Annotated in this window: 25 protein-coding genes and 1 pseudogene; 14 read left to right on the top strand and 12 right to left on the bottom strand. The window is 71.5% G+C overall.

What is annotated here, in order from left to right; all coding sequences use genetic code 11:
• Positions 1 to 357: 357 nt before the first annotated feature.
• Positions 358 to 1,518 (top strand): low temperature requirement protein A, encoded by a 1,161-nt coding sequence (locus tag UWG_RS0127520; RefSeq protein ID WP_016910416.1) that lies wholly within the window; start codon positions 358 to 360, stop codon positions 1,516 to 1,518.
• Here the strand turns inward: UWG_RS0127520 and UWG_RS0127515 are convergent.
• The gene (locus UWG_RS0127515; RefSeq protein WP_016910415.1) at positions 1,515 to 1,823 is read right to left on the bottom strand and encodes a hypothetical protein; all 309 of its coding nucleotides are present in this window, start codon (positions 1,821 to 1,823) and stop codon (positions 1,515 to 1,517) included. The two genes, UWG_RS0127520 and UWG_RS0127515, sit on opposite strands and share 4 nt — an antisense overlap.
• 211 nt (positions 1,824 to 2,034) lie before the next feature.
• Between UWG_RS0127515 and UWG_RS0127505 the strand changes: the two genes are divergently transcribed.
• The 4 genes from UWG_RS0127505 to UWG_RS0127490 all read left to right on the top strand — a co-directional run bounded on the left by UWG_RS0127505 (position 2,035) and on the right by UWG_RS0127490 (position 5,343).
• Positions 2,035 to 3,036, top strand: coding sequence for a C40 family peptidase (locus UWG_RS0127505; RefSeq protein ID WP_033196410.1), 1,002 nt, complete (start codon positions 2,035 to 2,037; stop codon positions 3,034 to 3,036).
• 215 nt (positions 3,037 to 3,251) lie between these two features.
• Positions 3,252 to 3,941 carry a phosphatase PAP2 family protein gene (locus UWG_RS0127500; RefSeq protein ID WP_016910412.1) on the top strand — a complete coding sequence of 230 codons (690 nt, stop codon included), beginning with the start codon at positions 3,252 to 3,254 and terminating at the stop codon, positions 3,939 to 3,941.
• Between the two features lie 112 nt (positions 3,942 to 4,053).
• Positions 4,054 to 4,902 (top strand): hypothetical protein, encoded by an 849-nt coding sequence (locus UWG_RS0127495; RefSeq protein WP_029391825.1) that lies wholly within the window; start codon positions 4,054 to 4,056, stop codon positions 4,900 to 4,902.
• Between the two features lie 177 nt (positions 4,903 to 5,079).
• Positions 5,080 to 5,343 carry a hypothetical protein gene (locus tag UWG_RS0127490; RefSeq protein WP_016910410.1) on the top strand — a complete coding sequence of 88 codons (264 nt, stop codon included), beginning with the start codon at positions 5,080 to 5,082 and terminating at the stop codon, positions 5,341 to 5,343.
• Positions 5,344 to 5,365: 22 nt separating this feature from the next.
• On the opposite strand, the gene UWG_RS0127485 is transcribed toward UWG_RS0127490, so the two are convergent.
• Positions 5,366 to 5,692, bottom strand: coding sequence for a metal-sensitive transcriptional regulator (locus UWG_RS0127485; protein ID WP_016910409.1), 327 nt, complete (start codon positions 5,690 to 5,692; stop codon positions 5,366 to 5,368).
• 302 nt (positions 5,693 to 5,994) lie between these two features.
• Between UWG_RS0127485 and UWG_RS0127480 the strand changes: the two genes are divergently transcribed.
• Together UWG_RS0127480 and UWG_RS0127475 are read left to right on the top strand one after the other, a co-directional pair.
• The gene (locus UWG_RS0127480) at positions 5,995 to 6,615 is read left to right on the top strand and encodes a DUF47 domain-containing protein (RefSeq protein ID WP_029391823.1); all 621 of its coding nucleotides are present in this window, start codon (positions 5,995 to 5,997) and stop codon (positions 6,613 to 6,615) included.
• A 6-nt stretch (positions 6,616 to 6,621) separates the two neighbouring features.
• Positions 6,622 to 7,617: an inorganic phosphate transporter gene (locus UWG_RS0127475; RefSeq protein WP_016910407.1), complete on the top strand. Its 996-nt coding sequence runs from the start codon at positions 6,622 to 6,624 to the stop codon at positions 7,615 to 7,617.
• Positions 7,618 to 7,731: 114 nt separating this feature from the next.
• On the opposite strand, the gene pstB is transcribed toward UWG_RS0127475, so the two are convergent.
• The 4 genes from pstB to pstS form a co-directional block, all read right to left on the bottom strand.
• On the bottom strand, positions 7,732 to 8,508 hold the full coding sequence (pstB, locus tag UWG_RS0127470; RefSeq protein WP_016910406.1) for a phosphate ABC transporter ATP-binding protein PstB: 777 nt from the start codon (positions 8,506 to 8,508) through the stop codon (positions 7,732 to 7,734).
• Between the two features lie 76 nt (positions 8,509 to 8,584).
• On the bottom strand, positions 8,585 to 9,664 hold the full coding sequence (gene pstA, locus UWG_RS0127465) for a phosphate ABC transporter permease PstA (protein WP_016910405.1): 1,080 nt from the start codon (positions 9,662 to 9,664) through the stop codon (positions 8,585 to 8,587).
• On the bottom strand, positions 9,661 to 10,668 hold the full coding sequence (gene pstC, locus UWG_RS0127460) for a phosphate ABC transporter permease subunit PstC (protein ID WP_016910404.1): 1,008 nt from the start codon (positions 10,666 to 10,668) through the stop codon (positions 9,661 to 9,663). Before pstC ends, pstA begins: the two co-directional genes overlap by 4 nt.
• Positions 10,669 to 10,809: 141 nt before the next feature.
• The gene (gene pstS, locus UWG_RS0127455; RefSeq protein WP_016910403.1) at positions 10,810 to 11,934 is read right to left on the bottom strand and encodes a phosphate ABC transporter substrate-binding protein PstS; all 1,125 of its coding nucleotides are present in this window, start codon (positions 11,932 to 11,934) and stop codon (positions 10,810 to 10,812) included.
• Between the two features lie 418 nt (positions 11,935 to 12,352).
• Here pstS and UWG_RS0127450 point away from each other — a divergent pair, with 418 nt between their 5' ends.
• Both UWG_RS0127450 and UWG_RS0127445 read left to right on the top strand, forming a co-directional pair.
• A complete protein-coding gene (locus tag UWG_RS0127450; protein WP_106430017.1) occupies positions 12,353 to 13,411 on the top strand; it encodes a C40 family peptidase in 1,059 nt (352 codons plus the stop codon).
• A gap of 283 nt (positions 13,412 to 13,694) precedes the next feature.
• Entirely contained in the window at positions 13,695 to 15,062 is a 1,368-nt protein-coding gene (locus UWG_RS0127445) for a PP2C family protein-serine/threonine phosphatase (RefSeq protein WP_016910401.1), read from the top strand.
• Between the two features lie 11 nt (positions 15,063 to 15,073).
• Here the strand turns inward: UWG_RS0127445 and UWG_RS0127440 are convergent, their stop codons facing one another.
• The 3 genes from UWG_RS0127440 to UWG_RS0127430 form a co-directional block, all read right to left on the bottom strand.
• A complete protein-coding gene (locus tag UWG_RS0127440; RefSeq protein WP_016910400.1) occupies positions 15,074 to 15,409 on the bottom strand; it encodes a DUF2516 family protein in 336 nt (111 codons plus the stop codon).
• A gap of 271 nt (positions 15,410 to 15,680) precedes the next feature.
• Positions 15,681 to 16,193, bottom strand: a complete 513-nt coding sequence (locus tag UWG_RS31215; protein WP_016910399.1) for a hypothetical protein — start codon at positions 16,191 to 16,193, stop codon at positions 15,681 to 15,683.
• A gap of 135 nt (positions 16,194 to 16,328) precedes the next feature.
• Positions 16,329 to 16,727 (bottom strand): helix-turn-helix domain-containing protein, encoded by a 399-nt coding sequence (locus UWG_RS0127430; protein WP_016910398.1) that lies wholly within the window; start codon positions 16,725 to 16,727, stop codon positions 16,329 to 16,331.
• Between the two features lie 86 nt (positions 16,728 to 16,813).
• Between UWG_RS0127430 and UWG_RS33225 the strand changes: the two genes are divergently transcribed.
• Positions 16,814 to 17,032 carry a sialate O-acetylesterase family protein gene (locus UWG_RS33225; protein WP_016910397.1) on the top strand — a complete coding sequence of 73 codons (219 nt, stop codon included), beginning with the start codon at positions 16,814 to 16,816 and terminating at the stop codon, positions 17,030 to 17,032.
• A gap of 205 nt (positions 17,033 to 17,237) precedes the next feature.
• Here the strand turns inward: UWG_RS33225 and UWG_RS0127420 are convergent, their stop codons facing one another.
• Together UWG_RS0127420 and UWG_RS0127415 are read right to left on the bottom strand one after the other, a co-directional pair.
• On the bottom strand, positions 17,238 to 17,471 hold the full coding sequence (locus UWG_RS0127420) for a helix-turn-helix domain-containing protein (RefSeq protein WP_016910396.1): 234 nt from the start codon (positions 17,469 to 17,471) through the stop codon (positions 17,238 to 17,240).
• Positions 17,471 to 18,055 (bottom strand): DUF2975 domain-containing protein, encoded by a 585-nt coding sequence (locus UWG_RS0127415; protein ID WP_016910395.1) that lies wholly within the window; start codon positions 18,053 to 18,055, stop codon positions 17,471 to 17,473. Before UWG_RS0127415 ends, UWG_RS0127420 begins: the two co-directional genes overlap by 1 nt.
• Positions 18,056 to 18,271: 216 nt before the next feature.
• Here UWG_RS0127415 and UWG_RS0127410 point away from each other — a divergent pair, with 216 nt between their 5' ends.
• Together UWG_RS0127410 and UWG_RS31625 are read left to right on the top strand one after the other, a co-directional pair.
• Positions 18,272 to 19,069, top strand: a complete 798-nt coding sequence (locus tag UWG_RS0127410) for a class I SAM-dependent methyltransferase (protein WP_016910394.1) — start codon at positions 18,272 to 18,274, stop codon at positions 19,067 to 19,069.
• A 58-nt stretch (positions 19,070 to 19,127) separates the two neighbouring features.
• Positions 19,128 to 19,608: pseudogene (locus UWG_RS31625) on the top strand (DinB family protein).
• Positions 19,609 to 19,681: 73 nt separating this feature from the next.
• Here the strand turns inward: UWG_RS31625 and UWG_RS0127400 are convergent.
• On the bottom strand, positions 19,682 to 20,245 hold the full coding sequence (locus UWG_RS0127400; RefSeq protein WP_016910393.1) for a YbaK/EbsC family protein: 564 nt from the start codon (positions 20,243 to 20,245) through the stop codon (positions 19,682 to 19,684).
• Positions 20,246 to 20,752: 507 nt separating this feature from the next.
• On the opposite strand from UWG_RS0127400, the gene UWG_RS0127395 reads away from it, so the two are divergent.
• Together UWG_RS0127395 and UWG_RS0127390 are read left to right on the top strand one after the other, a co-directional pair.
• Complete coding sequence (locus UWG_RS0127395) at positions 20,753 to 21,253, top strand: VOC family protein (protein ID WP_016910392.1); 501 nt, start codon at positions 20,753 to 20,755, stop codon at positions 21,251 to 21,253.
• A gap of 116 nt (positions 21,254 to 21,369) precedes the next feature.
• Positions 21,370 to 22,167: an SAM-dependent methyltransferase gene (locus UWG_RS0127390; RefSeq protein WP_016910391.1), complete on the top strand. Its 798-nt coding sequence runs from the start codon at positions 21,370 to 21,372 to the stop codon at positions 22,165 to 22,167.
• The last annotated feature ends 12 nt before the right edge of the window (positions 22,168 to 22,179 follow it).

Below are 22,179 nucleotides of genomic sequence, written 5' to 3'. Positions count from 1 at the left end.
GCGGTGCGCTCAGGGAGTCGGGTCACAGGGTGAATCGTTACGCTCGGTGGTTGCTCCGACGCACCGCAAGCACCTTCAAGACACTCTCGTATCACGGGTATCCACAGCTTGTGGAGGGTTGCCGGGTGTTCGGCCGACGCCACGGTCCCGGTCAAGGCCCGGAAGCCGCAGTTCCGTTGCGACTGTCCGTGTGCGGCAAGCCGTCCTCGTAGTCTCCGTCACATCTCCCGATGGGACCGTTCGGAGGCGCGGGGGCGTGGCGTTGGGGCGTGTGCGGGTGCGACGGCCTGGAATCGGTGCATGAGTGAGCACCGCCGCCGACCGCTCCGGGTTCCGAGGTTCTCCTGGTACCGCCCCATGCGCGGCCGTACGGACGAGGAGGAGGGGCGCGCGGCGACGCCGCTGGAGCTCCTCTTCGACCTGTGCTTCGTCGTCGCCGTCGCGCAGGCGGGCTCCCGGCTCGAACACGCCGTCGTGGAGGGACACTTCGGCGCCGGGCTCCTCGGATTCGGGGTGACGTTCTTCGCGATCTGGTGGGCGTGGATGAACTTCACCTGGTTCGCCTCCGCCTACGACACGGACGACGTCCCCTACCGGATCGCCACGCTCGTGCAGATCGCCGGCGTGCTCGTCCTCGCAGCCGGGGTGCCGAGGGCGTTCGACCAACTCGACCTGACCGTCCCGATCCTGGGGTACGCGGTCATGCGCACGGCCCTCGTGGCGCAGTGGCTCAGGGCGGCGGCGGGGGAACCCGACGGGGGACGCCGCAGCGCCTGCCTCCGGTACGCGGGCGGCATCGGCGTCGCCGAACTCGCCTGGCTCGTCTGGCTCTTCCTCCCCGAGTCCTGGCAGCCGTGGTGGTTCCTCCTCGGGGTGCTGCTGGAGGTGGCGGTTCCGGTCGCGGCCGAGCGGCGTGCGGTGACGCCGTGGCACACCTCGCACATCAGCGAGCGGTACGGGCTCTTCACGATCATCGTCCTGGGCGAGAGCATCTCGGCCGCCACGAGGGACGTGCAGGAGGCCGTCGAAGGGGAGGTGCACGCCGGTTTCGGCGAATTGACGAGCGTGATCGCCGGGGGGCTGCTGATCGTCTTCTCGATGTGGTGGCAGTACTTCGCGCTCCCGGCGCACGCGATGATGCGCCGACGGGCCGGGTCGCTGCGCTCCGTGCTGGCCTGGGGGTACGGGCACGTCCTGGTCTTCGCCGGCGCCGCGGCCGTCGGGCCCGGGCTCGTGGTCGCGGCCCACCAGGCCATCGGGGGCACGGAGTTGACGCAGGCGGAGGCCGGATCCACGGTGACGGTGCCGGTCGCCGTCTACGTACTCGCCGTCGAATACCTGCAGTTGCGGCCGTTCCAGCGCACCCGGCTGGTCCGCGGCGTCTATCCCTGCTGCGCGGTCGCGGTCCTCGGGGCGACGTGGACGCCGGAGCCGGTGCTCGTCACGGGGGTGCTCCTCGCGTGCGCGCTGCTCGTGGCGGTCGCCGGGCGCGTCAGGGCGCAGTGGGCGCCGGGCTAGACCGCCATCCCGTAGACGATCGTGAAGAGCGTGCCGAGCGAGCCGATGATGAAGACGCCGGTGAGCCCCGCGACGATCAGGCCCTTGCCCTGCTCGGCCGAGAAGGTGTCGCGGAGCGCCGTCGCGCCGATCCGCTGCTTCGCGGCTCCCCAGATGGCGATGCCGAGGCAGAGGAGGATCGCTATCGCCATCACCACCTCGATCATCACGCGGGCTTCGTTGCCCAGGGAGCCGAAGGGGCCCCAGTCGGGCGCGATGCCGCCGATGATGGTGGTGATATCGCCTTTGTCAGCCGCCAGGAACATGGTGAACTCACCGACCTAGTCCGAGGGTTGTCCCCTCGGATTGTGCCATGACGGTGTGCTGCTCGCCGATCCGTATCCTGACGGGGCGCCACCTCCCGGGCCGGGCGACGGAGTTCGGCGGCCCCCGTACGGTCGTGCGTACGCGCGGTGTCCGCCGGGCGGTGGACGCGTTCACGCCGTTCACCCGGGAGCGGTACTGAACACGCGGGCGATGGGGGAGGGTTGGAGCGTGCAGGGGAAGAAGGTCTGGCTGCTGGGCGCGGGCGGAGCACTCGGGCTGCTCGCGCTCTTCGTCGCGCTGCTCGTCGTGGGGACGTACGTCGCCGCGGCGAACCTCGCCGGCGGTGCGGGCAACACGTCCGTCAGCCTTGCACGCGGCACCGTCCCGGCCGCCTACTCGGGGCTGGTGCAGAAGTGGGGCAACCTCTGCCCCGCCCTCAACCCGGCGCTCCTCGCCTCCCAGCTCTACCAGGAGAGCGGCTTCCGCGCGGACGCGCAGAGCCACGCGGCGGCGCAGGGCATCGCCCAGTTCATCCCGGAGACCTGGGCGGCGCACGGCTTCGACGGCGACGGCGACGGCGAGGCCGACGTCTGGAACCCGAAGGACGCCATACCGTCGGCGGCGAGCTACGACTGCAAGCTCGCCGAGTACGTCTCGGACGCCTCGGGCGACCCCACGGAGAACATGCTCGCCGCCTACAACGCGGGCGCCTACGCGGTGATCAAGTACGACGGCGTGCCCCCGTACGGCGAGACCGAGAACTACGTCTCGACGATCCGGAAGCTGGAGAAGTCGTTCGCCTCCAGCAAGCAGAAGGTGGAGCCCTCGAAGCAGTCGGCCGGCGCCATCTACTACGCGCAGGAGAAACTCGGCACCCCGTACCTCTGGGGCGGCGACGGGACGCCCGAGGACAACGGCAGGTTCGACTGTTCGGGCCTGACGAAGGCGGCGTACAAGAGCGTCGGCGTCGACCTGCCCCGCGTCGCCAACGACCAGTGGAACACGGGGCCGCACCCGGAGCGGGACGAGCTCCTCCCGGGCGACCTCGTCTTCTTCGGTACCGACCTCGACGACCCGCGCTCCATCGACCACGTCGGCATCTACGTGGGCGGAGGCCACATGATCGATGCGCCGTACACGGGCGCGGAGATCCGATTCGATCCGATCGACACCCCCAACTACTTCGGAGCGACCCGGCCGACAGCGGGATGAGCCCGCGCCCCGGCCCCGAGAAGGGAGTCACCCTTCGATAACGTCCGGGTGATCTTGGCCGCAGGGCGGAACGCTGTCACTGCCCGGCGGCGTTCTAGTGGGGGTGTACGGAACCCCGTACGGGTTCCGGCAGCCGCGGGGGATCGGCAAGCAGACGGGCAGGCCGCCGGCCGCACCGGCGACGACGCAGAGCAGAGTGAAAGGGCCGCACCACGATGGCTGTTTGGGACAACCCCGATGTCGACCTGCTCTACGACATCAACGGCCTGGCGAAGGACGCCCCCGGCTGGACCGACCGCACGATGGAGTTCATCGGCGAGTACGGCATCGCCTTCGGCCTCGTCGCGCTGGCGCTGTGGACGTGGTGGGGCATCGTGCGCAAGCGCGAGACGCAGCAGGAGGCGGCGAGCGGGTTCGCCGGCCTCGTCTGGGCACCGTTGGCCGCGGTGATCGCACTGCTCGTCAACTACCCGATCCGGGAGTTGGTCGAGCGTCCCCGCCCCTTCCTCGACCACCAGGACCTGGAGGTCCTCGTCGAGGGGAAGACGGACTACTCCTTCGTCAGCGACCACGCGACCCTCACCATGGCGATCGCCGTCGGCATCCTCCTCGTCAGCCGCAAGTACGGGATCGTCGCGATCCTGCTCGCGGTGCTGGAGTGCTTCTGCCGGGTGTACATGGGCGTCCACTACCCGACGGACGTCGTCGGCGGGCTCGCGCTCGGTACCGCGGTCGCGCTGCTGCTGGCTCCGCTCGCGATGTGGGCGCTGACGCCCCTGGTGCGCCACGCGATGCGCCTCTCGCTGCTCTCCACGCTGATCTGGGCGGGCCCCGTCACGCAGCGCTCCGGCGGCGGTGCGGCGGGCGGTGAGCGCGAGAACCGGAACAGCGACCTCGCCGCCTGATCCTCCGCGCCCCCGCAGGTACGTTCCTCCGCCGGCCGTGACGGGCGGCCGGCGCGCCTCGTTGCACTCGTCAGTGGACGAGGAGTGAGCCGGCGGCGAGGGACTGCGGACGATGAGGGTGCGGGCACGAGGGCAGGGCCGACAGGCGTTGCTGCCCGGGGTGCTCGGCACCGCTCTGCTCGCCGGCGTGCTCGGTGCGGGCGGCTGCGCCCGCGCGGGCGCTCCCGCGGAGCGCACGGTTCCGGGGCCCGAGCAGGTGCGCCGGGCGGCGGCGACGCTCGCCGCCACCGGGACGTCGAAGGTCCGTACCGCGATGGAGACGGCGAGCGGCGGCACCCGCGTGACCCTGGAGGGCGCGGGCGTCTTCGACTACGTGCAGCGCACCGGCCGCCTGCGCGTATCGCTCCCGCCCGGCGCCTCCGGCGCACGCGCGGGCGAGCGCCGTACGGTCACCGAGGTGCTGGCGCCCGGCGCGCTGTACATGAAGAACCGGGGCGCAGGGGTGCCGCAGGGCAAGTGGGTCCGGGTCGGCACGGAGCAGGCGCCGGACGGCAACCTCGTCACCGCGGGCGCGACCGACCCGCTCGTCGCGGCCGAACTCCTCCGCGGGGCACGCGGCGTCACTCTGCGCGCGGTGGAGCGGCGCGACGGCGTGCGCGTCTGGCACTTCACGGGGACGGCCGCGCTGGCACGCGCCGTGCGCGCCGCGCCCGCCGGGGCGAGGAAGCAACTCGCCGCCGCCGAGCGTGCGTTCGCGCGCACTCACGTCCCGTTTGACGCCTACCTCGACGGGCAGGGGCGGCTCAGGGAGGTCACCCACCGCTTCAGCTACACCGGGGGCGAGGGCACGGCCGGAGTCCCCGTCTCCTCGACGGTCCGGCTCCACGGCTTCGGTACGGCGGTACGGGTCGCCGCTCCGGCACGGGGCGAGATCTACTCGGGCCGGGTCGCGCACTCCTGACCGCGGTGCGGCGGCTTCGGCGGCCGTGGCGCGGGCGGGGCCGTGACGGGCGGGTGGCGAATGGTTCGGAAGTGCCATGCCCGGACGGTGCGTACCTCCCTACTCTGGGGAGGCGTCCCGGAGTTACCGGAGTGCGTGTGCCACGCGTTGCGACGGCGGGCACAGGAGGTGATGTGTGTGTCGACGCCGACGACGCCCTCAGGGCGCGGCGCCGCCGCCGGCCGCCGGGTGCGTCAGGGTCGCCGGTCCGCGGTGCAGGACCACGTCGCCCTCGCGGAGATCGAGCTCTGCGGCGAGTTGATGATCGCCGCCTCGGCCGCAGAGGAGGCCGGAGAGGAACGTCTGAGCCGGGAGCGGATCGACGAGGTCCTCAACCGCGCCCCCGCGGAGCTCGACGGGGTGCTGCCGCCCCGCCTCGCGGGTGAGCGCGGGCCCGCGTGAGCCGCCTCACCCGCCGCTCGCCTCAGGTGCGCAGCATGCGCGCGATGGCAGCCGTGGCCTCCTCGACCTTGGCGTCCATCTCCTCGCCGCCCTCCACCGCCGCGTGCGCGACGCAGTGGCGCAGGTGCTCCTCGAGGAGTTGCAGCGCGAACGACTGGAGGGCCTTCGTCGAGGCGGAGACCTGCGTGAGTATGTCGATGCAGTAGACGTCCTCCTCGACCATCCGCTGGAGCCCGCGGACCTGGCCCTCGATCCGGCGCAGCCGCTTGAGGTGCGCCTCCTTGTCCTTGGTGTAGCCGTGCTCGCCGGTGGCGGCGTGCGCGGAGCACTGGTCGGGCTCGGTGGTCACGGGGTCCTCCTGGGGGCTTCTGCGTGCGCCTGCCTCAAGACGGTACGGGCGCGGGGGCGGTTGCGGTACGGGGACGACGGAGGCGCCGGTCCGGATGCGGCGACTGCCTCGGCGGGACCCCTGCGCGGAGCCTCTGGACACCTGCGTCGGCTATACCCCGCCCGGGTATAGGGTAACGGTTTCCTCGGAGGCAGATTCAAGCCAGCCACCGCGATAAGCGACACTGGGAACGCCGGTTCGCCGTGGCCGGATGGTGCGCCTAGCATCAACAGGACCGATACCGAGGCATCCGAGGAACCCTAGTGCGCTTTCGTCTTACCCCAAGGGAGACGAGCTTCTACGACATGTTCGCGGCTTCCGCGGACAACATCGTGACCGGCTCGAAACTCCTCATGGAACTGCTCGGGGCGGAACCCTCCGCACGTGCCGAGATCGCCGAGCGGATGCGCGCAGCGGAACACGCGGGCGACGACGCCACCCACGCGATCTTCCACCAGCTCAACTCTTCGTTCATCACGCCGTTCGACCGCGAGGACATCTACAAACTCGCCTCCTCGCTCGACGACATCATGGACTACATGGAAGAGGCGGTCGATCTCGTCGTCCTCTACGAGATGGAGGAGCTGCCGCGCGGAGTGGCGCACCAGATCGAGGTGCTCTCCCGGGCCGCCGAGCTCACCGCGGAGGCGATGCCCAACCTGCGGACCATGGACAACCTCACCGAGTTCTGGATCGAGGTGAACCGACTGGAGAACCAGGCGGACCAGATCCACCGCAAGCTTCTCGCGCACCTCTTCAACGGGAAGTACGACGCCATCGAGGTCATGAAGCTCAAGCAGATCGTCGACGTGCTGGAGGAGGCGGCCGACGCCTTCGAGCACGTGGCCAACACGGTCGAGACCATCGCGGTCAAGGAGTCCTGACCTTCCGTGGACACGTTCGCGCTGATCCTGACCGTCGGGATCGCACTCCTCTTCACGTACACCAACGGGTTCCACGACTCGGCGAACGCCATCGCCACCTCCGTCTCCACGAGGGCGCTCACCCCGCGGGCCGCGCTCGCGATGGCCGCGGTGATGAACCTCGCCGGCGCGTTCCTCGGCAGCGGCGTCGCCAAGACCGTCAGCGAGGGGCTGATCGAGACCCCGCACGGCGACTCCGGCATGGCGATCCTCTTCGCAGGACTCGTGGGCGCGGTGATCTGGAACATGATCACCTGGTACTTCGGCCTCCCCTCCTCCTCCAGCCACGCGCTCTTCGGCGGCCTCGTCGGGGCCGCGCTCGCGGGCGGGATCACGGTCTTCTGGAGCGGTGTGCTCGAGAAGGTCGTGCTGCCGATGTTCATCTCGCCGATCATCGGCCTCGGCCTGGGCTACCTCGTGATGTGCGCCATCATGTGGCTTTTCCGCAAGGCCAACCCGCACCGCGCGAAGCGCGGCTTCCGCATCGCGCAGACCGTCTCGGCCGCCGGCATGGCGCTCGGGCACGGCCTCCAGGACGCGCAGAAGACGATGGGCGTCGTCGTCATGGCGCTCACCATCGCCGACGTCCAGCAGAGCGACCAGATCCCGGTCTGGGTGAAGATCGTCTGCGCCATGATGCTCTCGCTCGGTACCTACGCCGGCGGTTGGCGGATCATGCGGACGCTCGGCCGCCGCATCATCGAGCTGGACCCGCCGCAGGGCTTCGCGGCCGAGACGACGGCGGCCTCCGTGATGTACACCGCGTCTTTCATGTTCCACGCGCCGATCTCGACGACCCACGTCATCACCTCGGCGATCATGGGCGTCGGCGCCACCAAGCGCGTCTCGGCGGTGCGTTGGGGCGTCGCGAAGAACATCGTCCTCGGCTGGTTCATCACCATGCCGGCGGCGGCCGTCTCCGCCGCGGTCTGCTACTGGCTGGTGCTCCTCTTCTTCGGCTGACGCGCCCCGGCGCACGAACCCGGCCCCCGGGCACCCGCCGAGCGGGCCGGGGGCCGGGCGGGCCCGCGGTGGCACCGCCATGCAGCACCGCGAGGCAGCCGGGGCTCGGCGGCGTCAGCCGAAGCGCCCCGAGATGTAGTCCTCGGTCGCCTGGACGCTGGGGTTGGAGAAGATCCGCTCGGTCTCGTCGATCTCGATCAGCTTCCCCGGCTCGCCGACGGCGGCGAGGTTGAAGAAGGCCGTGCGGTCCGAGACCCGGGCCGCCTGCTGCATGTTGTGGGTCACGATGACGATCGTGTACGCGGACTTGAGCTCCTCGATCAGGTCCTCGATGGCGAGCGTCGAGATCGGGTCGAGCGCCGAGCACGGCTCGTCCATCAGCAGCACCTGCGGTTCGACGGCTATCGCCCGGGCGATGCAGAGCCGCTGCTGCTGCCCGCCGGAGAGCCCCGAACCGGGCTTGTGGAGCCGGTCCTTGACCTCCTCCCACAGGTTGGCGCCGCGCAGCGACCGTTCGACGACGTCGTCGAGTGCGGCCTTGCGGTGGCCGCCGTTGAGCCGCAGCCCCGCCGCGACGTTCTCGTAGACGGACATCGTCGGGAAGGGGTTGGGGCGCTGGAAGACCATGCCGACGGTGCGGCGGACCGCGACCGGGTCTATCCCGCTGCCGTAGAGGTCCTCGTCGTCGAGCATCACCTTGCCCTCGACGCGGCCGCCCGGCGTCACCTCGTGCATCCGGTTCAGGGTGCGGAGGAACGTCGACTTGCCGCAGCCCGAGGGGCCGATGAACGCGGTCACCGAGCGGGGCTCGACGGTCATGGAGATGTCGTCGATGGCGCGGAAGCCGCCGTAGAAGGCCGTAAGGCCGCTCACATCGATGCGCTTGGCCATGTCACTCACTTCGCTTCCTCGGGTGTCCGCGCTCGCGCCCGGACGGTGGTTCTTCGGGTCTGGTCGGCCGCGCGCCTCAACCGCGGCCCTGCGCTGGCGCCTTCCAGCGGGCGAGGCCGCGGGCGACGAGGTTCAGCGCCATGACGAAGGCGATGAGCACCAGCGCGGCGGCCCAGGCGCGGTCGTAGGAGGGGGCGTTGCCGTTCGCCCACTGCTCGTAGATGTAGTAGGGGAGCGAGGACTGCGCGCCCTCGAACGGGTTGGCGTTGATCTGCGCCGAGCCGAAGACGAGGAGGAGCACGGGTGCCGACTCACCGGCGATGCGGGCGACCGCGAGCATCACGCCTGTGGTGATCCCGCCGACGGCGGTGGGGAGCACGACCTTGAGGATCGTCTTCCACCGCGGTACGCCGAGGGCGAGCGACGCCTCCCTGAGCTCGTTCGGGACGAGCTTGAGCATCTCCTCCGTCGAGCGGACGACGATCGGCATCATCAGGATCGCGAGCGCCATGGCGCCGGCGAACCCGGAGTAGCCGAAGTCCAGCAGGATGATCCAGAACGAGAGGACGAAGAGCCCGGCGACGATCGAGGGGATGCCGGTCATCACGTCGACGAAGAAGGTGATGGCGGAGGCGAGCCGTCCGCCCCCGTACTCGACGAGGTAGACGGCGGTGAGCAGTCCGATCGGGGCTGCGATGAGGGCGGCGAGGCCGACCTGCTGGACCGTGCCGAGCAGGGCGTGGTAAATGCCGCCGCCCTCGTCGAGGGTGAGGACGCCGTTCATCGAGTGGGTGAGGAAGTAGCCGTCGAGGACCTTGCTGCCGCGCGCGACCGTCTCCCAGAGGAGGGAGGCGAGCGGGATCACGGCGACGAGGAAGCTCACCCAGACCACGCTCGTCGCCAGGCGGTCGCGCGCCTGTCTGCGGCCCTCGACCGCGGCGGCGAGCAGGTAGCTCGCGACGACGTGGAGGGCGGCGGCGAGCAGCCCCCACTGGACGCGGCTCTCCCATCCCGCGACGAGGCCGAGTCCGCAGCCGGCGAGGGCGGAGCCGAGGGCGGTCGCGGCCGGAGCCCACCGCGGGAGCCGCGGTTGCCGCAGCCGCGTCGGCGCGGGCGAGGGCGCCGCAGTCGTCTGCCTGGTCATGGTCTTGCTCATGCCGCTGCCCCCGAGTACTCCTTGCGCCGGGCGATGATGAGGCGGGCCGCCCCGTTGACCAGCAGGGTGATCAGGAAGAGGACGAGACCTGAGGCGATCAGCGCGTCCCTGCCCATGGTTCCGGCCTCCTTGAAGCCGGCCGCGATGTTCTGCGCGAAGGTGCCGCCGCCGGGATCGAGGAGGCTTGCCTGGAGGACGAAGCTCGGCGAGAGGACGGTGGCGACGGCCATCGTCTCGCCGAGCGCGCGCCCGAGCCCGAGCATGGAGGCGCTGATCACGCCGGAGCGGCCGAAGGGGAGGACGGACATCCGGATCACCTCCCAGCGCGTGGCGCCGAGGGCGAGCGCGGCCTCCTGGTGGGCGCCCGGCGCCTGCCGGAAGACCTCGCGCGAGACGTTGGTGACGATCGGCAGAATCATGATCGCCAGCAGGATGCCGACGGTGAAGAGCGACCGCGGTGCCCCTCCCGCGTAGCCGAACACCCCGGTCCAGCCGAGGAACTGCTCGAACCACTCGTAGAGCCCGCTCAGGTGCGGCACGAGGAAGAGCGCCCCCCACAGGCCGTAGACGATCGAGGGGACGGCGGCGAGGAGGTCGACGACGTAGCCGAGCGCGGCGGCGACCCGGCGAGGCGCGTAGTGCGAGATGAAGAGCGCGATCCCGACGGCGACCGGCACCGCTAGGAGCATCGCGAGCACCGAGCTGACGGCGGTGCCAAAGACGAGCACCGCGATGCCGAAGACGGGCGGGTCCGCGTTGGCGTCCCACTCGAAGGTGGTGAGGAAGTTGCCCTCGTCGGCTTGGACCGCGATGGCGGCGCGCCAGCTCAGGAAGGCGGCGATGGCGGCCATCACGACGAGGAGCGTGATCCCGGACCCGCGCGAGAGCCCGCGGAAGACGCGGTCGCCGCGGTGGGTCGCGCCGCGGCCGGCTCGGAGCGCGGGGCGGTCGGGCCGCTCCTCGGGGGGTGGCGCCGGCGGGGTGTGGACGGCGTCGGTGGTCATGGGCTCTCCGGTCTGGTGCGGGCCCCGTGCGGGGCCGTGGCGGTGCACCGGATGGGTTCTGCCGCGTCCGCTGCGGGACGGCGGCGGTGTGCGGGGCGGCCGGCCGGGCGCCGAGGGTGCGGCGCCCGGTCCCGGCCTGCGTCAGGCGAGGCCGTCGACGGCCTCGCGGACCTTCGCGGCGATCTCGGCGGGGAGCGGTGCGTACCCCTTCTCGGTGAGGACGTTCTGGCCGTCCTCGCCCGCGGTGTAGCGGAGGAAGGACTTGGTGGCGTCGAGGGTCTCCTTCTTGTTGCCCCGGTCGCAGACGATCTCGTAGGTCATCAGGACGATCGGGTAGGCGCCGGGCGCCTTGGTGCGGTGGTTGAGCTCCAGGGCGAGGTCCTTGCCCTCGCCGACGATCTTGGCGTCGGCGATCGCCTTCGACGCGTTGTCCGTGGTCGCCCCGACGGGTTCCGAGGCGCCGGTGTCGAGGTCGACCGTGTCGAGGTCGTTGCCGGTGGCGTAGGAGAGCTCGACGTAGCCGATGGCGCCGTCGTTCTGCTGGACGTTGGTGGCGATGCCGGAGGAGCCGTCGGCGCCCTGGCCGCCCTTGGTGGGCCATGCCTTGGCCGGCTCGTGCTGCCACGCCTTGGGGGCGGCTGCGTTGAGGTACTTGGTGAAGTTGTCGGTGGTGCCGGACTCGTCGGAGCGGTGGAACGCCTGGATCCTGGTGTCCGGGAGGTCGGCGTCGGGGTTGAGCTTGGCGATCGCCTTGTCGTTCCACTTGGTGATCTCGGAGTCGAAGATCTGCGCCAGGACGTCGGCGTCGAGGACGAGGTCGTCGACGCCCTCGACGTTGTAGGTGACGGCGATCGGGCCGCCGACCATCGGCAGGTCGATCGCGCGGCCGTCCTTGCAGACCTTCTGGGACTGCTGGACCTCGTCCGGCTTCAACACCGAGTCGGAGCCCGCGAAGGCCGTCTTGCCCTGGAGGAACTCCTGGATGCCGGCGCCCGAGCCGGTCGGCTTGTAGTTGATCTCCGTGGTGTCGCACGCCTGCTGGTAGGTCTGCGTCCAGACGTCCATGGCGTTCTTCTGCGCGCTCGACCCGGACGCGAGCAGCTTGCCGTCGCCGTCGCACTTGATGTTGCCGGCGGCCTTGCTCGTGGTGTCCCCGCCGCCCTCGGAGTTGTCGTCCGAGCCGCAGGCGGTGAGTACGAGGGCGCCGGAGGCCGCGACGGCGCAGAGCGCGACGGCGCGGGACCGGTTGGTGCGCTGAGGCTTCACGTTGGTTCAGTTCCTTCCATGGCCGCGCCGCCGGTGCGGCGCGCACGTGGGGCGGGGCGGTGGCCCCGTCTCCTTCGGTGTCGTGAGTTGTTCTGCTCCTGCTGCGCCGGCCGGCCCCGTGGTCCGGTCGGCGCCTCTCGGGTGCGCCCCTTCCCGGCGGGGGCGGCCGACTCCCCGACTCGGTGCGAAGGCTCGGGCGTACGGCCGAAATTAGGCAGTACAAGTGAATCGGCCTGCCGGGGTCGGTGAACGGGCGGTGAATCTCGGCCGTCGGAGCGGTGGCTGCCGTCGTCTCCTGCGACGCCGGCGGGGCGGTGTGGCTGTGGGGCCTCTGTCGGAATTCGTTCCGGCATGGCAGCATCCGCGGAGTCGGTAGGGCTACCTGTGGGTAGCCGCGGGAGCTGCGAGGGGGTTCCGCGTGGGGCGGCGACTGGTCCGTACGGCACGAAGCGGCGCGCTGGTCTCGGTGTGCACGGTGGGGGCGCTGGCCGCGGGCGCCGTCGTGCACCCGGCGTACGCGCAGCCCGAACCGCCCGGCGGCGGGGGCAGGTTGGAGCAGGTGCGCAAGGAGATCGCCGCGCTCCACGACCGTGCGGGCTCCGCGACGGACGCGTACAACGCGGCGGAGTCGAAGGCGTCGAAGCAGCGCGGCAAGGTCCGCGAGCTCCGGGGCAGGGTCGCGTCGACGGAGCGCCGTCTCGCGTCGATGCGCGACACGGCGGGCGCCATGGCGCGCGCCCAGTACCGCGGCGGCGGGCTGCCCGACGAGGCCAAGGTGATGCTCCAGGACGACCCGGAAGCCTTCCTCCACTCCGCCTCGCTCGTGCGCAAGGGGCAGCAGGCGGCGAAGGGGTTCCTCGCCGACCTCTCCGGGACCCGCAGCCGGCTCCAGGGATACGCCGACGACGCCGCCTCGGAGTGGGAACGCCTCGACGCGAGCCGTGCGAAGAAGGCGAAGGCGAAGAAGCGCATCGAGAGGCAGCTCGAGCAGGCGAAGCGGCTGGAGTCGCAGCTCGCGGCGGAGGAGCGCAAGCGGCTGCGGAAGCTGGAGGACGAGGCAGCCGCCGCGGCGCAGGAACGCTGGCTCGACTCCGGGGTACTGGAGAAGATCGACGGCAAGGCGTCGAAGGCGGGCAGGCGCGCGCTGGAGTACGCGGCGAAGCAGCTCGGCAAGGAGTACGAGTGGGGCGCCGAGGGCCCGCGCACCTTCGACTGCTCGGGCCTGACGATGCGCGCCTGGCAGGCGGCGGGCGAGCGCATACCCCGCACCTCGCAGGAGCAGTGGAAGCACCTTCCCCGGGTGCCGGTCGAACGGATGCGCCCAGGGGACCTGCTGATCTACAAGAAGGACGCGAGCCACGTGGGGATCTACGTCGGGGACGGCGAGGTGCTCCACGCCCCGCGGACCGGGCGGCAGATCACCGTCGAGGGGGCGGGTTCCATGCCGATCCTCGGGGTGGTCAGGCCCGACAAGTGACCCGGTGCCCGCGCATGCGGGCCCCGTCGGACCCGCGTGAGTTTGGTCATGCCGACGTCCCGTATGCGGAGCTGGGTTCGTGTGGAATGCCCTCGGCTCAGGGGCATATGACAAGGGCGAAGGCCCTTGAGGCATTCCGTCCGCACACACCGGGACGCTAAGGTCCCTCCGGGAAAGCCCGGGACGACGTGTGCACCGACCAACCGCAGCCGCCGCCCGGGCCCTGTGGTGTGCCGCTCGGCTCACCGCGACTGCCCTCGGGGGGAGGGAAGAGGAAGCTGAGATGTCCGTACGCGCGGAGCGCCCGTCGGCCCCCGAGCCGGCCGCCCGTCTCCCCGAACAAGGGGGCGGGAAAGGGGAGACGGACGCCGAGGTGCCGGCGCCGGACGAAGGGCTGAGCACCACCGGGCCGAGCGGCGACGGGGAGATCGACTCCGCGCCGAGCGCGCGCACCAAGGCCGCCGGAGGGCTCACGCTGCTCGTCATCGAGGACGACCCGCACGGCGCCGTCCGCATCCCCGCCGTCACCGACGCGGCAGGGCGCGAGGCGCGGGTGCGCACCGCGCGCAACCTCACCGAGGCCGCACGGCTCCTCACCGACGACGTCCACTGCATCCTCCTCGACCTCGAACTCCCCGCCGTCCGCGGCGAATCCGAGGACTCACCGGCCCACGAGTCCGGCGAGCTCGACGTCCTCCACCGGGTGCTCGGCCTCGCGCCCGGCCATGCCGTGCTCGCGCTCACCGGCGGAGCCGACCTGGAGCTGGGCGCGGAGGCGGTGCGCGTCGGCGCCCAGGACTACCTCGTCCGCGACGAACTCGACGGACGGCTCCTCAGCCGCGCCGTCCGCTACGCCGTCGAGCGCAAGCGCGGCGACGTCGCGCAGCGCCAGCTCACCGAGTCACGCCTGCGCGCACAGGAGAACGCCCGGCTGGAGCGGGGGCTGCTCCCGCGGCCTCTGCTGGACGGAAGCGACCTGCGGTTCGCCGCGCGCTACCGCCCCGGCCGCTCCCGGGCGCTCCTCGGCGGCGACTTCTACGACACCGTCCGCACGGCCGACGGAACCGTCCACGCGATGATCGGCGATGTCTGCGGCCACGGGCCCGACGAGGCAGCGCTCGGCGTGGAACTCCGCATCGCCTGGCGGACCCTGACCTTCGCCGGGATCTGCGGGGACGAACTCCTCGACACCCTCCAGCGCGTGCTGGAGCACGAGCGGGCGAGCGACGAGATCTTCGCGACGCTCTGCACCGTCGACATCGCGCCCGACGGGCGCAGCGCGGGGGTCTGCCTCGCGGGCCACCCCCCGCCGCTGCTCTCCGGCGGAGGCGCGCCGCCGCGGCTCCTCACCCACCAGGAGGGCGGCCCCGCGCTCGGCCTGCTCCCCGAGGCCCGGTGGCCCCGCGGCGAGGTCGAACTCGGCGGGGAGTGGAGCCTCATGATGTACACGGACGGGCTCGTCGAGGGCAGGACGGGCAACGGCGGGCGCGAGCGCCTCGGAGAGGACGGCATGCTCGAACTCATCGGGCGCCAACTCGAAGCGGGGGCCTGCGGCGAGGAGCTCCTCGACGGCGCGATGGCCGACGCCAGGCGGCTCAACGGGGGCGAACTCACCGACGACGTGGCCGTTCTCCTGCTCGACCGGGCCTGACCCCCGGCGGCTCAGCGGCCGTTGAACGGTCCGTACGGCCCGTCGCTGCTGCTGCCGCCCCGGCGCGGTCCGCCGCCCATGACCTGCTTCAGGGCGGGGCGGACGTCGACGAGGTAGACGATGGTGGCGATGAGGCCGATGATCTGGAACAGGATCAGTCCGAAGGGCAGCAGGTTCACGACGACCACGAGGCCGAGGACGATCAACCAGAACCGCTTGGTCTGCTTGTCCGCGGCGCGGTAGGCGTCCTCCCTGCGCATGACGGCATCGACGAAGGCGAAGATGCCGATCCCGAGCACCACAAGGCTGATCAGCCAGAGCAGTGTCCCGAAGCCCTCCATCAGCATGGGTGCTCACTCTCTCCTGGTAGTCGCTGCGTGCCGTCGCGCCGTCCGTGGAGCACGGGCCGGTCGCCCACCGGGCGGCATCCTGCGCTTCGCCCGCATGCCCGCAACCGTACCCAAGGCCGCACCGAAGGTGCACCGAGCGGACGGCGCCTTCCTCCCGGAGGCAGGCGCGCGGAGGGGGCGCCGCGTACGCCGGGGCACGCGGCGCGGCCGCACGCGGGCCGCCGCACCCGGAGCCGTCGCCTCGGCGGCTCCGGGGTCGGGCGGCCGATCAGGACTCCTCGCCCTTCGGCGACGTGCCGGGGGCCGTCGTTCCGCCGGTGGGCGCGGTCTCCGCCGCGGCGTTCCGGCCCGGCTCCGGCTCGTCCTCCTGCGGCGGCTCGGCGACCTTGACCGTGGTCCGCTCGACCTTCACCTCAGGGCCGTCGTCCTCGCCGCGCCAGGACGCGACGGCCCCGCGGCCGCGGACGGCGAGCTCGTCGTAGCCCTCCTTCGCCTTCACCGCGTACTCGGCGGCGAGGCCCACGCCCTGGAGCGCGTACTGCTGGGCCTGCTCGCGCAGCCGCTTGATGTCGGCGTCGAGCCCGGTGAGGGTCTCGCTCACCTTGGCCTGGGTCTCCTTCGCCTGGCGCGCCAGCTTCTCCTGGAGTTCCCTGGTGTCGGTCTCGCGCGCGGCGGCGAGCCTGCCGGGGGCCTCCTGGCGGATCTTGTCGATGACGCCGGCCGCGAAGTAGAGCGGGGTCGGGTCGGTGAGCGTCTTGCGGACGTCCTCTGCGAGGGCCATGCGAACTCCTTTGCGCGTGCTGCGTGTGGCGTCCAGGCACCGGCGACGGGTGTGCGGTGCCGTCCGTGCGACCTGTCGTCGTACGGCTGGACTTCGGTTCGGTGTGCTGTTGGTCGGCCTGCCGCGCCGGGCAGGCTAGGCGCCCGCTGCGGCCTCCGGTTCCCCCTGCCCGGGCGGTCCGTCCGCTGCGGCGTTCTCCTTGCGGAACGACTCGTAGATCTGGAGCAGCGCCTGCTTCTGCTGCTCCTGGAGCGACGGGTCGGCGAGGATCGCCGCCGGCACCTGGAGCGACTCCGCCCGGTCGCGCTCGTCGAGGATGCCGGCCTGGACGTAGAGGGACTCCGCGGAGATCCGCAGCGCCTTGGCGAGCTGCTGGAGGATCTCGGCGCTCGGTTTGCGCAGGCCCCGCTCGATCTGGCTCAGGTAGGGATTGGACACCCCTGCGGCATCGGCGAGTTGACGGAGCGACAGCTTGGCGTTGCGCCGCTGCTCCCTGAGGAACTCACCGAGGTTGCCGACATTGAGCGAGGCCATGCGCCCAAGAGTGCACCTAGGCGCTAACTTTTGCAAGCAAGTCGCTTGCTGGAGGCTGCTCTTCGCGGGGTAGAACACGCTCGTCGGTGAACTTCAGCGGCCGCGGCCGACTTGAGCACGAGCCGGGTAAGCAGCCGCCCTGCGCCGCGGCCCCGGTCAGCGGGCGGGCACTCGACATGGAGACGGAAGTCGAAGAACGGGCAGCACTGCTGCTTGGCGGCGGCCAGTGCGGCCACGGTCCCCGCCCGCTCAGCGGGCAGTACCAGGCGCACACCCTCCTCGCTCTCTTCTCGGTCGGCTCCTGACAGCACCTTCTGCCACTGACCGGCACGTTCGGCAACGCCGTCGCCGGTCAGGGAACAGGCGATCGGTGCCGTACGCCACCGTTCGGCTCCCGCGTCATCGTGCTCATCTCGCCGACGCTGAACCTTCGACCCGGGTCGAAGGCCAAGGCAGTGGCTTATCGCAGGGGCGGGACTGCTTGGCGTCGTGCACGCCGCGGGGTGTTTATCAGGGCGGCTCGGCGGGGTCGTGGGTGATGAGGTCGCCGGGTTGGCACCGCAGGGCTTCGCAGATCCTCGACAGGGTCGAGAAGCGGATGGCCTTGGCCCGCCCGTTTTTGAGCACGGACAGGTTGACGACGGTGATGCCCACCTGCGCGGACAGCTCGGTGAGCGTCATGCCGCGTGCGGCCAGGAGCCGGTCAAGGTGAATCCGGATGGCGGGGGTTTCGTCTTCGGGCATCAGATGGTCCCTTCGAGGTCCTCCCGCATACGCACGCCCTCGCGCATGATCCTCCCCATGATCACTGCGGCGAGGCCGACGAGGATGAGGACGAGCGGTCCGGAGACCGTCGGTTCGGCACCTGCTATCGGCGCCATGCTTCCGACGAGCCAGGACTGCGAGCAGCCGACGACCAGGCCGCTCAGCGGTGTGCCCGCGGCGACGGTCCATCCGAGAACGGAGAGCCGTCGTGACACCGCATCGGTGAACGGTCCCTGCTGCAGAACGGCCTTCAGCAGCCGGGAGATGAGCAGCAGCACGACGAAGCCGACCAGCAGCCAAGGCAGTTCGCCTCCGAGGTCGGCGGCGCGCTGACTCACGGAGGGGCTCTCCTGGCAGAGCTGCGCGGCGCTGCTGGAGGCTTCCACCCCCTTGCTGATCGGCAACTCGTCCGCGAGCCGGGCGTTGTGCCAGAAGTGCGTCTCCGCGCAGACCGCCCCGTCGTCGAGCATGTGCGCGACCGCCTTGCCGAGAAATGCGAGACCGCAGAGCACGGCCAGGGTGTGGGTCACCGAGGCCAGAGTCCTCGTCAGGCGCGTGTTCATCAAGCCTCTCCTTATCGATTCTCGATATGCCGGAGGCTAGTCGAGCATATCGATATTCGACAAGTCGATGGCTGGGGCTTCCGGTTCGGCAGCTCATGTACTCCTGCAGTCGCCCGGTGCGACATGTCTGCGCGCCGGCCGGCGCGCCCGTCGGTGCCAGGCGCCGGTCTTAATCCCACACTTGAGCCCCCTCCGCCGCTCCGCGAAGGTGAGGGGATGCCTCCCACCGACGCACCCGAACCCCACCGCAGCCACCCGATGGCGGAGTCCTTCGGCGAGGACGCCGCGCGGTACGACCGTGCACGGCCCCGGTACCCGGACGAGCTCGTGGCGGCGGTCGTCGCCGCGAGCCCGGGCAGGGAGGTGCTCGACGTCGGCACCGGTACGGGCATCCTCGGGCAGCAGCTACGGGCGGTGGGCTGCCGGGTGCTGGGCGTCGAAGTCGACGCGCGGATGGCCGAGTTCGCGCGCCGTGCGGGGCTCGACGTCGAGGTGGCCGCCTTCGAGGAGTGGGAACCGGCGGGGCGCACCTTCGACGCCGTGGTCTCGGGACAGTCCTGGCACTGGGTGGACGCCGCCGCCGGCGCGGCCAAGGCCGCCCGGGTACTGGCGCCCGGCGGGTTGCTGGCGCCGGCGTGGAACACGTTCAACCCCTCTGCTGAGGTGGCGGAGGCCTTCGCCGAGGTCTACCGCCGCGCCGTGCCCGAGGCGCCGTTCAACCCCTGGTCGCCGGAGAGCCTCGGCGGCTATTCGCGGCTCTTCGCTCGGGCGGTCGAAGTCCTGCGCGAGGCAGGCGGGTTCGGGGTTCCCGAGGAGCGGCGCGTCGAGTGGGAGCGTCCGTACGCGCGTGACGAGTGGCTGGAACAGGTGCTCACCCACGGCGACGTCCTCCGGCTGCGGCCGGACGAGCGCGAGGCACTGCTGTCGGGGATGGCGGAGGCGATCGACGCCCGGGGAGGTCGCTTGGCGATGGGGTACGAGACGGTCGCGCTCTTCGCGGTGCGCGACGCCTGAACCGGGGCCTGTCGTACCCGCCTGGCACGATGCCTCCACGACGCCGCCGGATCGCCTCATGCCGCCGCTGGCCGCCGACGAGCGCACGACCTCGGAGGGATGGCCGGACTTCTACCGCGCCACGCTCGCGCTGAAGTGCGCGGAACTGAGCGAGACGCAACTGCGCACCGCCTCGGCCACTCCCTCCGCGCTCACGCTCCTCGGACTCGTCCAGCACCTCTCGGAGGTCGAACGCAACTGGTTCCGCCGGGTGTGGGCAGGCGAACGGATCCGGCCGATCCACGAGCCCGACGGCGACCCGTCCGCGCCCGACGGCGGCTTCGCGGCTCTCCGAGCGGGTCACCCGTGAGGACGCCCTCGCGATCCGGGAGGGCGAGATCGCCTGGGCGCGCGCCAACTGCGCCGGGAGAGCGCTGGAGGTCGGCGCGGCGGAGGTGAGCCTGCGGTGGATCTTCGCGCACACGACGGCCGAGTACGCGCGGCACTGCGGCCACGCCGACCTGCTCAGGGAGCGGATCGACGGGAGCGCGGGGGTGTGAGTCCCGGCCCGAGCACCGAACTCCTCGGCCTCGCAGCGCGGTTGCCTGCTTCGCGGGAGGGCGAGGTGCCGCGTCAGCCCGCGAGTCCGGGCACCGCTTCCGCGCCGGGGAGCCGGGCGAGTGCGCTGCCGGGGAGGATCAGCTTGCCCCGGCGGCGGCCGCTTCCGACGAGGACGTACGGGGCACGCACCGCCTCCTCGTCGATCAACAGGGGCCATTCGGGCGGCAGTCCGAGCGGTGTGACGCCGCCGTACTCCATGCCCGTCTCCTCGACGGCCGTCTCCGTCGGCGCGAACGACGCCTTGCGTGCGCCGAGGTGCTTGCGGACGGCGCGGTTGACGTCGATGCGGGTGTGGGCGAGCGCGACGCACGCCGCGAGGGTGGTCTCGCCGCCGCGCTTGGCGGCGACGATGACGCAGTTCGCGGACGCCTCCAGCGGTACGCCGTAGGTCTCGCAGAAGACGGCCGTGTCCGCCTTCTCCGGGTCGGTGTCGACGAAGAGCGCCGCTTCGGCGCTGTCGGACGCGGCCCAGTTCTTCAGCGCGTCGGCGGTGGGCGCGGCGAGCATCTCGGCGGCGTCGAGGGCGCGTTGGACGGAGTCGAACGTGCCGAGAGGCGATGCGGGTCGGTCACTCATGGACGGGACTGTAGCGGGTGCCAGGGGCGGTGGCTGCTGTGGCTCTCCGCCGTGGGCGAGCGCGGGCGGGCTGCCTCGTGAGGAGCGGGCCGGCGGGCGTCGGGTGTGTAGGGGACGCCGCGACCGCCCGCCCGGAGTCCGCGAGGCGGCGGTGCGCGGGGCGTTTTCTCGCGCGTTCGCGCGTCGTGCGCGGAGTGCTGAAGCCGGCGGTCTGGGCGGCCACCAGCCGCGGTGCCGTCGGCTGCCGTGCGGGGCCGGACGCGCGTCGAACTCGCGGGCGGCGGTGGCCGGATGGGGGGCGGTCGGCCTCGACACGGCGGGCCGGTAGGTGTCGAGCGCGTGTCCGTCTGCCGCGCGCCCCGGCGTGTGCCGGGCGCCCGTCGTCTGCGCCCGTTGCGGTGGAACGCGCGGGGCATCGGGCGATGACCCACGGGAGTCCCGGCGGTCGATAGAGGGTGAGGCCGGCGCCGGGCCGGCGCTCGCACCGAAGCCGCAAGGGAGAGACGAGTGACCGAGAGCAGCCGGAACGGCGAGAACCAGAAGATCAAGACCTGCCTGTGGTTCGAGGGCGACGCGGAGGAGGCCGTGGAGTTCTACACCTCGCTCTTCCCCGGCGCGCGCACGCTGGAGGTGCAGCGCTACCCCGAGGCGGGCCCGGGCGAGACGGGTTCTGTGATGACGATCGTCTTCGAGTTGGAGGGACGGCAGTTCATCGCGCTCAACGGAGGGAAGGTTCCGTTCCGCTTCAACGAGTCGGTGTCGCTCTCCGTCGAACGCGACACCCAGGAGGAGATCGACAGGCTCTGGGCGTCGCTCACCGAGGGCGGCGAGGAGGTGGAGTGCGGCTGGCTCAAGGACCGGTACGGGCTCTCCTGGCAGATCGTGCCCCGCGTGCTCCAGGAGTTGCTGCGCGACGCCGACCAGCAGCGCGTGGAGCGCGCGATGCAGGCGATGCTCGGCATGCGCAGGCTCGACATCGCGCAGTTGGAGGAGGCGGCCGCCGGCTGAGCGACGGGGCGGGAAGGTGCGGGAAAGCGTCGTCAACGGCTGCAGGATCGGGGAGAGTTGCTCCGCGGGACCTGCACGGCCCCGCGCAGGCCCACGTCGCCCACGAGAGAGCGGATATGACCGAGACCCGACAGGAGATCGACACCACCCGTCCGCACCCGGCGCGGATGTACGACTACTACCTCGGCGGCAAGGACTGGTTCGGCGTCGACAGGGAGGCGGCCGAAGAGGTGCTCAGGGCCGTTCCGTTCGCCCGCACCGGGGCGCGGCAGAACCGCGCCTTCATGCAGCGGGCGGTCCGCGCCCTCGCAGCAGAGCACGGCATCCGCCAGTTCCTCGACCTCGGCAGCGGCATCCCCACGGAGCCCAACCTCCACCAGGTGGTACAGCAGGTCGCGCCGGAGTGCCGCGTCGTCTACGCCGACAACGACCCGATGGTCCTCGAGTACGTCGACGTGCTGATGCACGGCACCGCGGAGGGCCGTACCGCCTACGTCGAGTCGGACGTACGCACCGACGACCTCCTTTACGACGAACGCGTCCGCGCCGTCCTCGACCTGACGCAACCCGTCGCCCTCTCCCTCGTCGCGCTGCTCCACTTCTTCCCCGACGAACTCGACCCGCACGACCTCGTCGGCACGATGGTGGAGCGCCTCCCGTCCGGGAGCTGCCTGGTGCTCTCGCACGCCACCAACGACCTCGCACCGGAGGAGGGCCGCCGCATCGAGGAGCTGTACCGGCGGGGCGGCAACCACATACAGGGGCGCACCGGCGAGGAGTTCGCGAGGTTCTTCGACGGCCTCGAACTCCTCGACCCCGGAGTGCAGTTGGTGCACAGGTGGCGACCGGAGGAGCGGCCGGAGCTGAGCGACGCGGAGGTCTCCTTCTACGGCGCCGTCGCCCGCAAGCCCTGAACAGTTGACTCT

This window comes from Streptomyces xiaopingdaonensis (genome assembly GCF_000262345.1).
GTDB lineage: Bacteria > Actinomycetota > Actinomycetes > Streptomycetales > Streptomycetaceae > Streptomyces > Streptomyces xiaopingdaonensis.
This window is presented reverse-complemented; position numbering and strand designations above follow the sequence as displayed.

Coding starts and splice junctions, on each gene's coding strand:
- UWG_RS0127440 (WP_016910400.1), bottom strand. CDS start 15,409: ATGCTGATGGAGGGCTTCGGGACACTGCTCTGGCTGATCAGCCTTGTG.
- UWG_RS0127415 (WP_016910395.1), bottom strand. CDS start 18,055: ATGAACACGCGCCTGACGAGGACTCTGGCCTCGGTGACCCACACCCTG.
- UWG_RS0127410 (WP_016910394.1), top strand. CDS start 18,272: ATGCCTCCCACCGACGCACCCGAACCCCACCGCAGCCACCCGATGGCG.
- UWG_RS0127390 (WP_016910391.1), top strand. CDS start 21,370: ATGACCGAGACCCGACAGGAGATCGACACCACCCGTCCGCACCCGGCG.
- UWG_RS0127495 (WP_029391825.1), top strand. CDS start 4,054: ATGAGGGTGCGGGCACGAGGGCAGGGCCGACAGGCGTTGCTGCCCGGG.
- pstC (WP_016910404.1), bottom strand. CDS start 10,668: ATGACCACCGACGCCGTCCACACCCCGCCGGCGCCACCCCCCGAGGAG.
- pstB (WP_016910406.1), bottom strand. CDS start 8,508: ATGGCCAAGCGCATCGATGTGAGCGGCCTTACGGCCTTCTACGGCGGC.
- UWG_RS0127515 (WP_016910415.1), bottom strand. CDS start 1,823: ATGTTCCTGGCGGCTGACAAAGGCGATATCACCACCATCATCGGCGGC.
- UWG_RS0127420 (WP_016910396.1), bottom strand. CDS start 17,471: ATGCCCGAAGACGAAACCCCCGCCATCCGGATTCACCTTGACCGGCTC.
- UWG_RS0127500 (WP_016910412.1), top strand. CDS start 3,252: ATGGCTGTTTGGGACAACCCCGATGTCGACCTGCTCTACGACATCAAC.
- pstA (WP_016910405.1), bottom strand. CDS start 9,664: ATGAGCAAGACCATGACCAGGCAGACGACTGCGGCGCCCTCGCCCGCG.
- UWG_RS0127520 (WP_016910416.1), top strand. CDS start 358: ATGCGCGGCCGTACGGACGAGGAGGAGGGGCGCGCGGCGACGCCGCTG.
- UWG_RS0127430 (WP_016910398.1), bottom strand. CDS start 16,727: ATGGCCTCGCTCAATGTCGGCAACCTCGGTGAGTTCCTCAGGGAGCAG.
- UWG_RS0127400 (WP_016910393.1), bottom strand. CDS start 20,245: ATGAGTGACCGACCCGCATCGCCTCTCGGCACGTTCGACTCCGTCCAA.
- UWG_RS0127505 (WP_033196410.1), top strand. CDS start 2,035: ATGGGGGAGGGTTGGAGCGTGCAGGGGAAGAAGGTCTGGCTGCTGGGC.
- UWG_RS0127445 (WP_016910401.1), top strand. CDS start 13,695: ATGTCCGTACGCGCGGAGCGCCCGTCGGCCCCCGAGCCGGCCGCCCGT.
- UWG_RS31215 (WP_016910399.1), bottom strand. CDS start 16,193: ATGGCCCTCGCAGAGGACGTCCGCAAGACGCTCACCGACCCGACCCCG.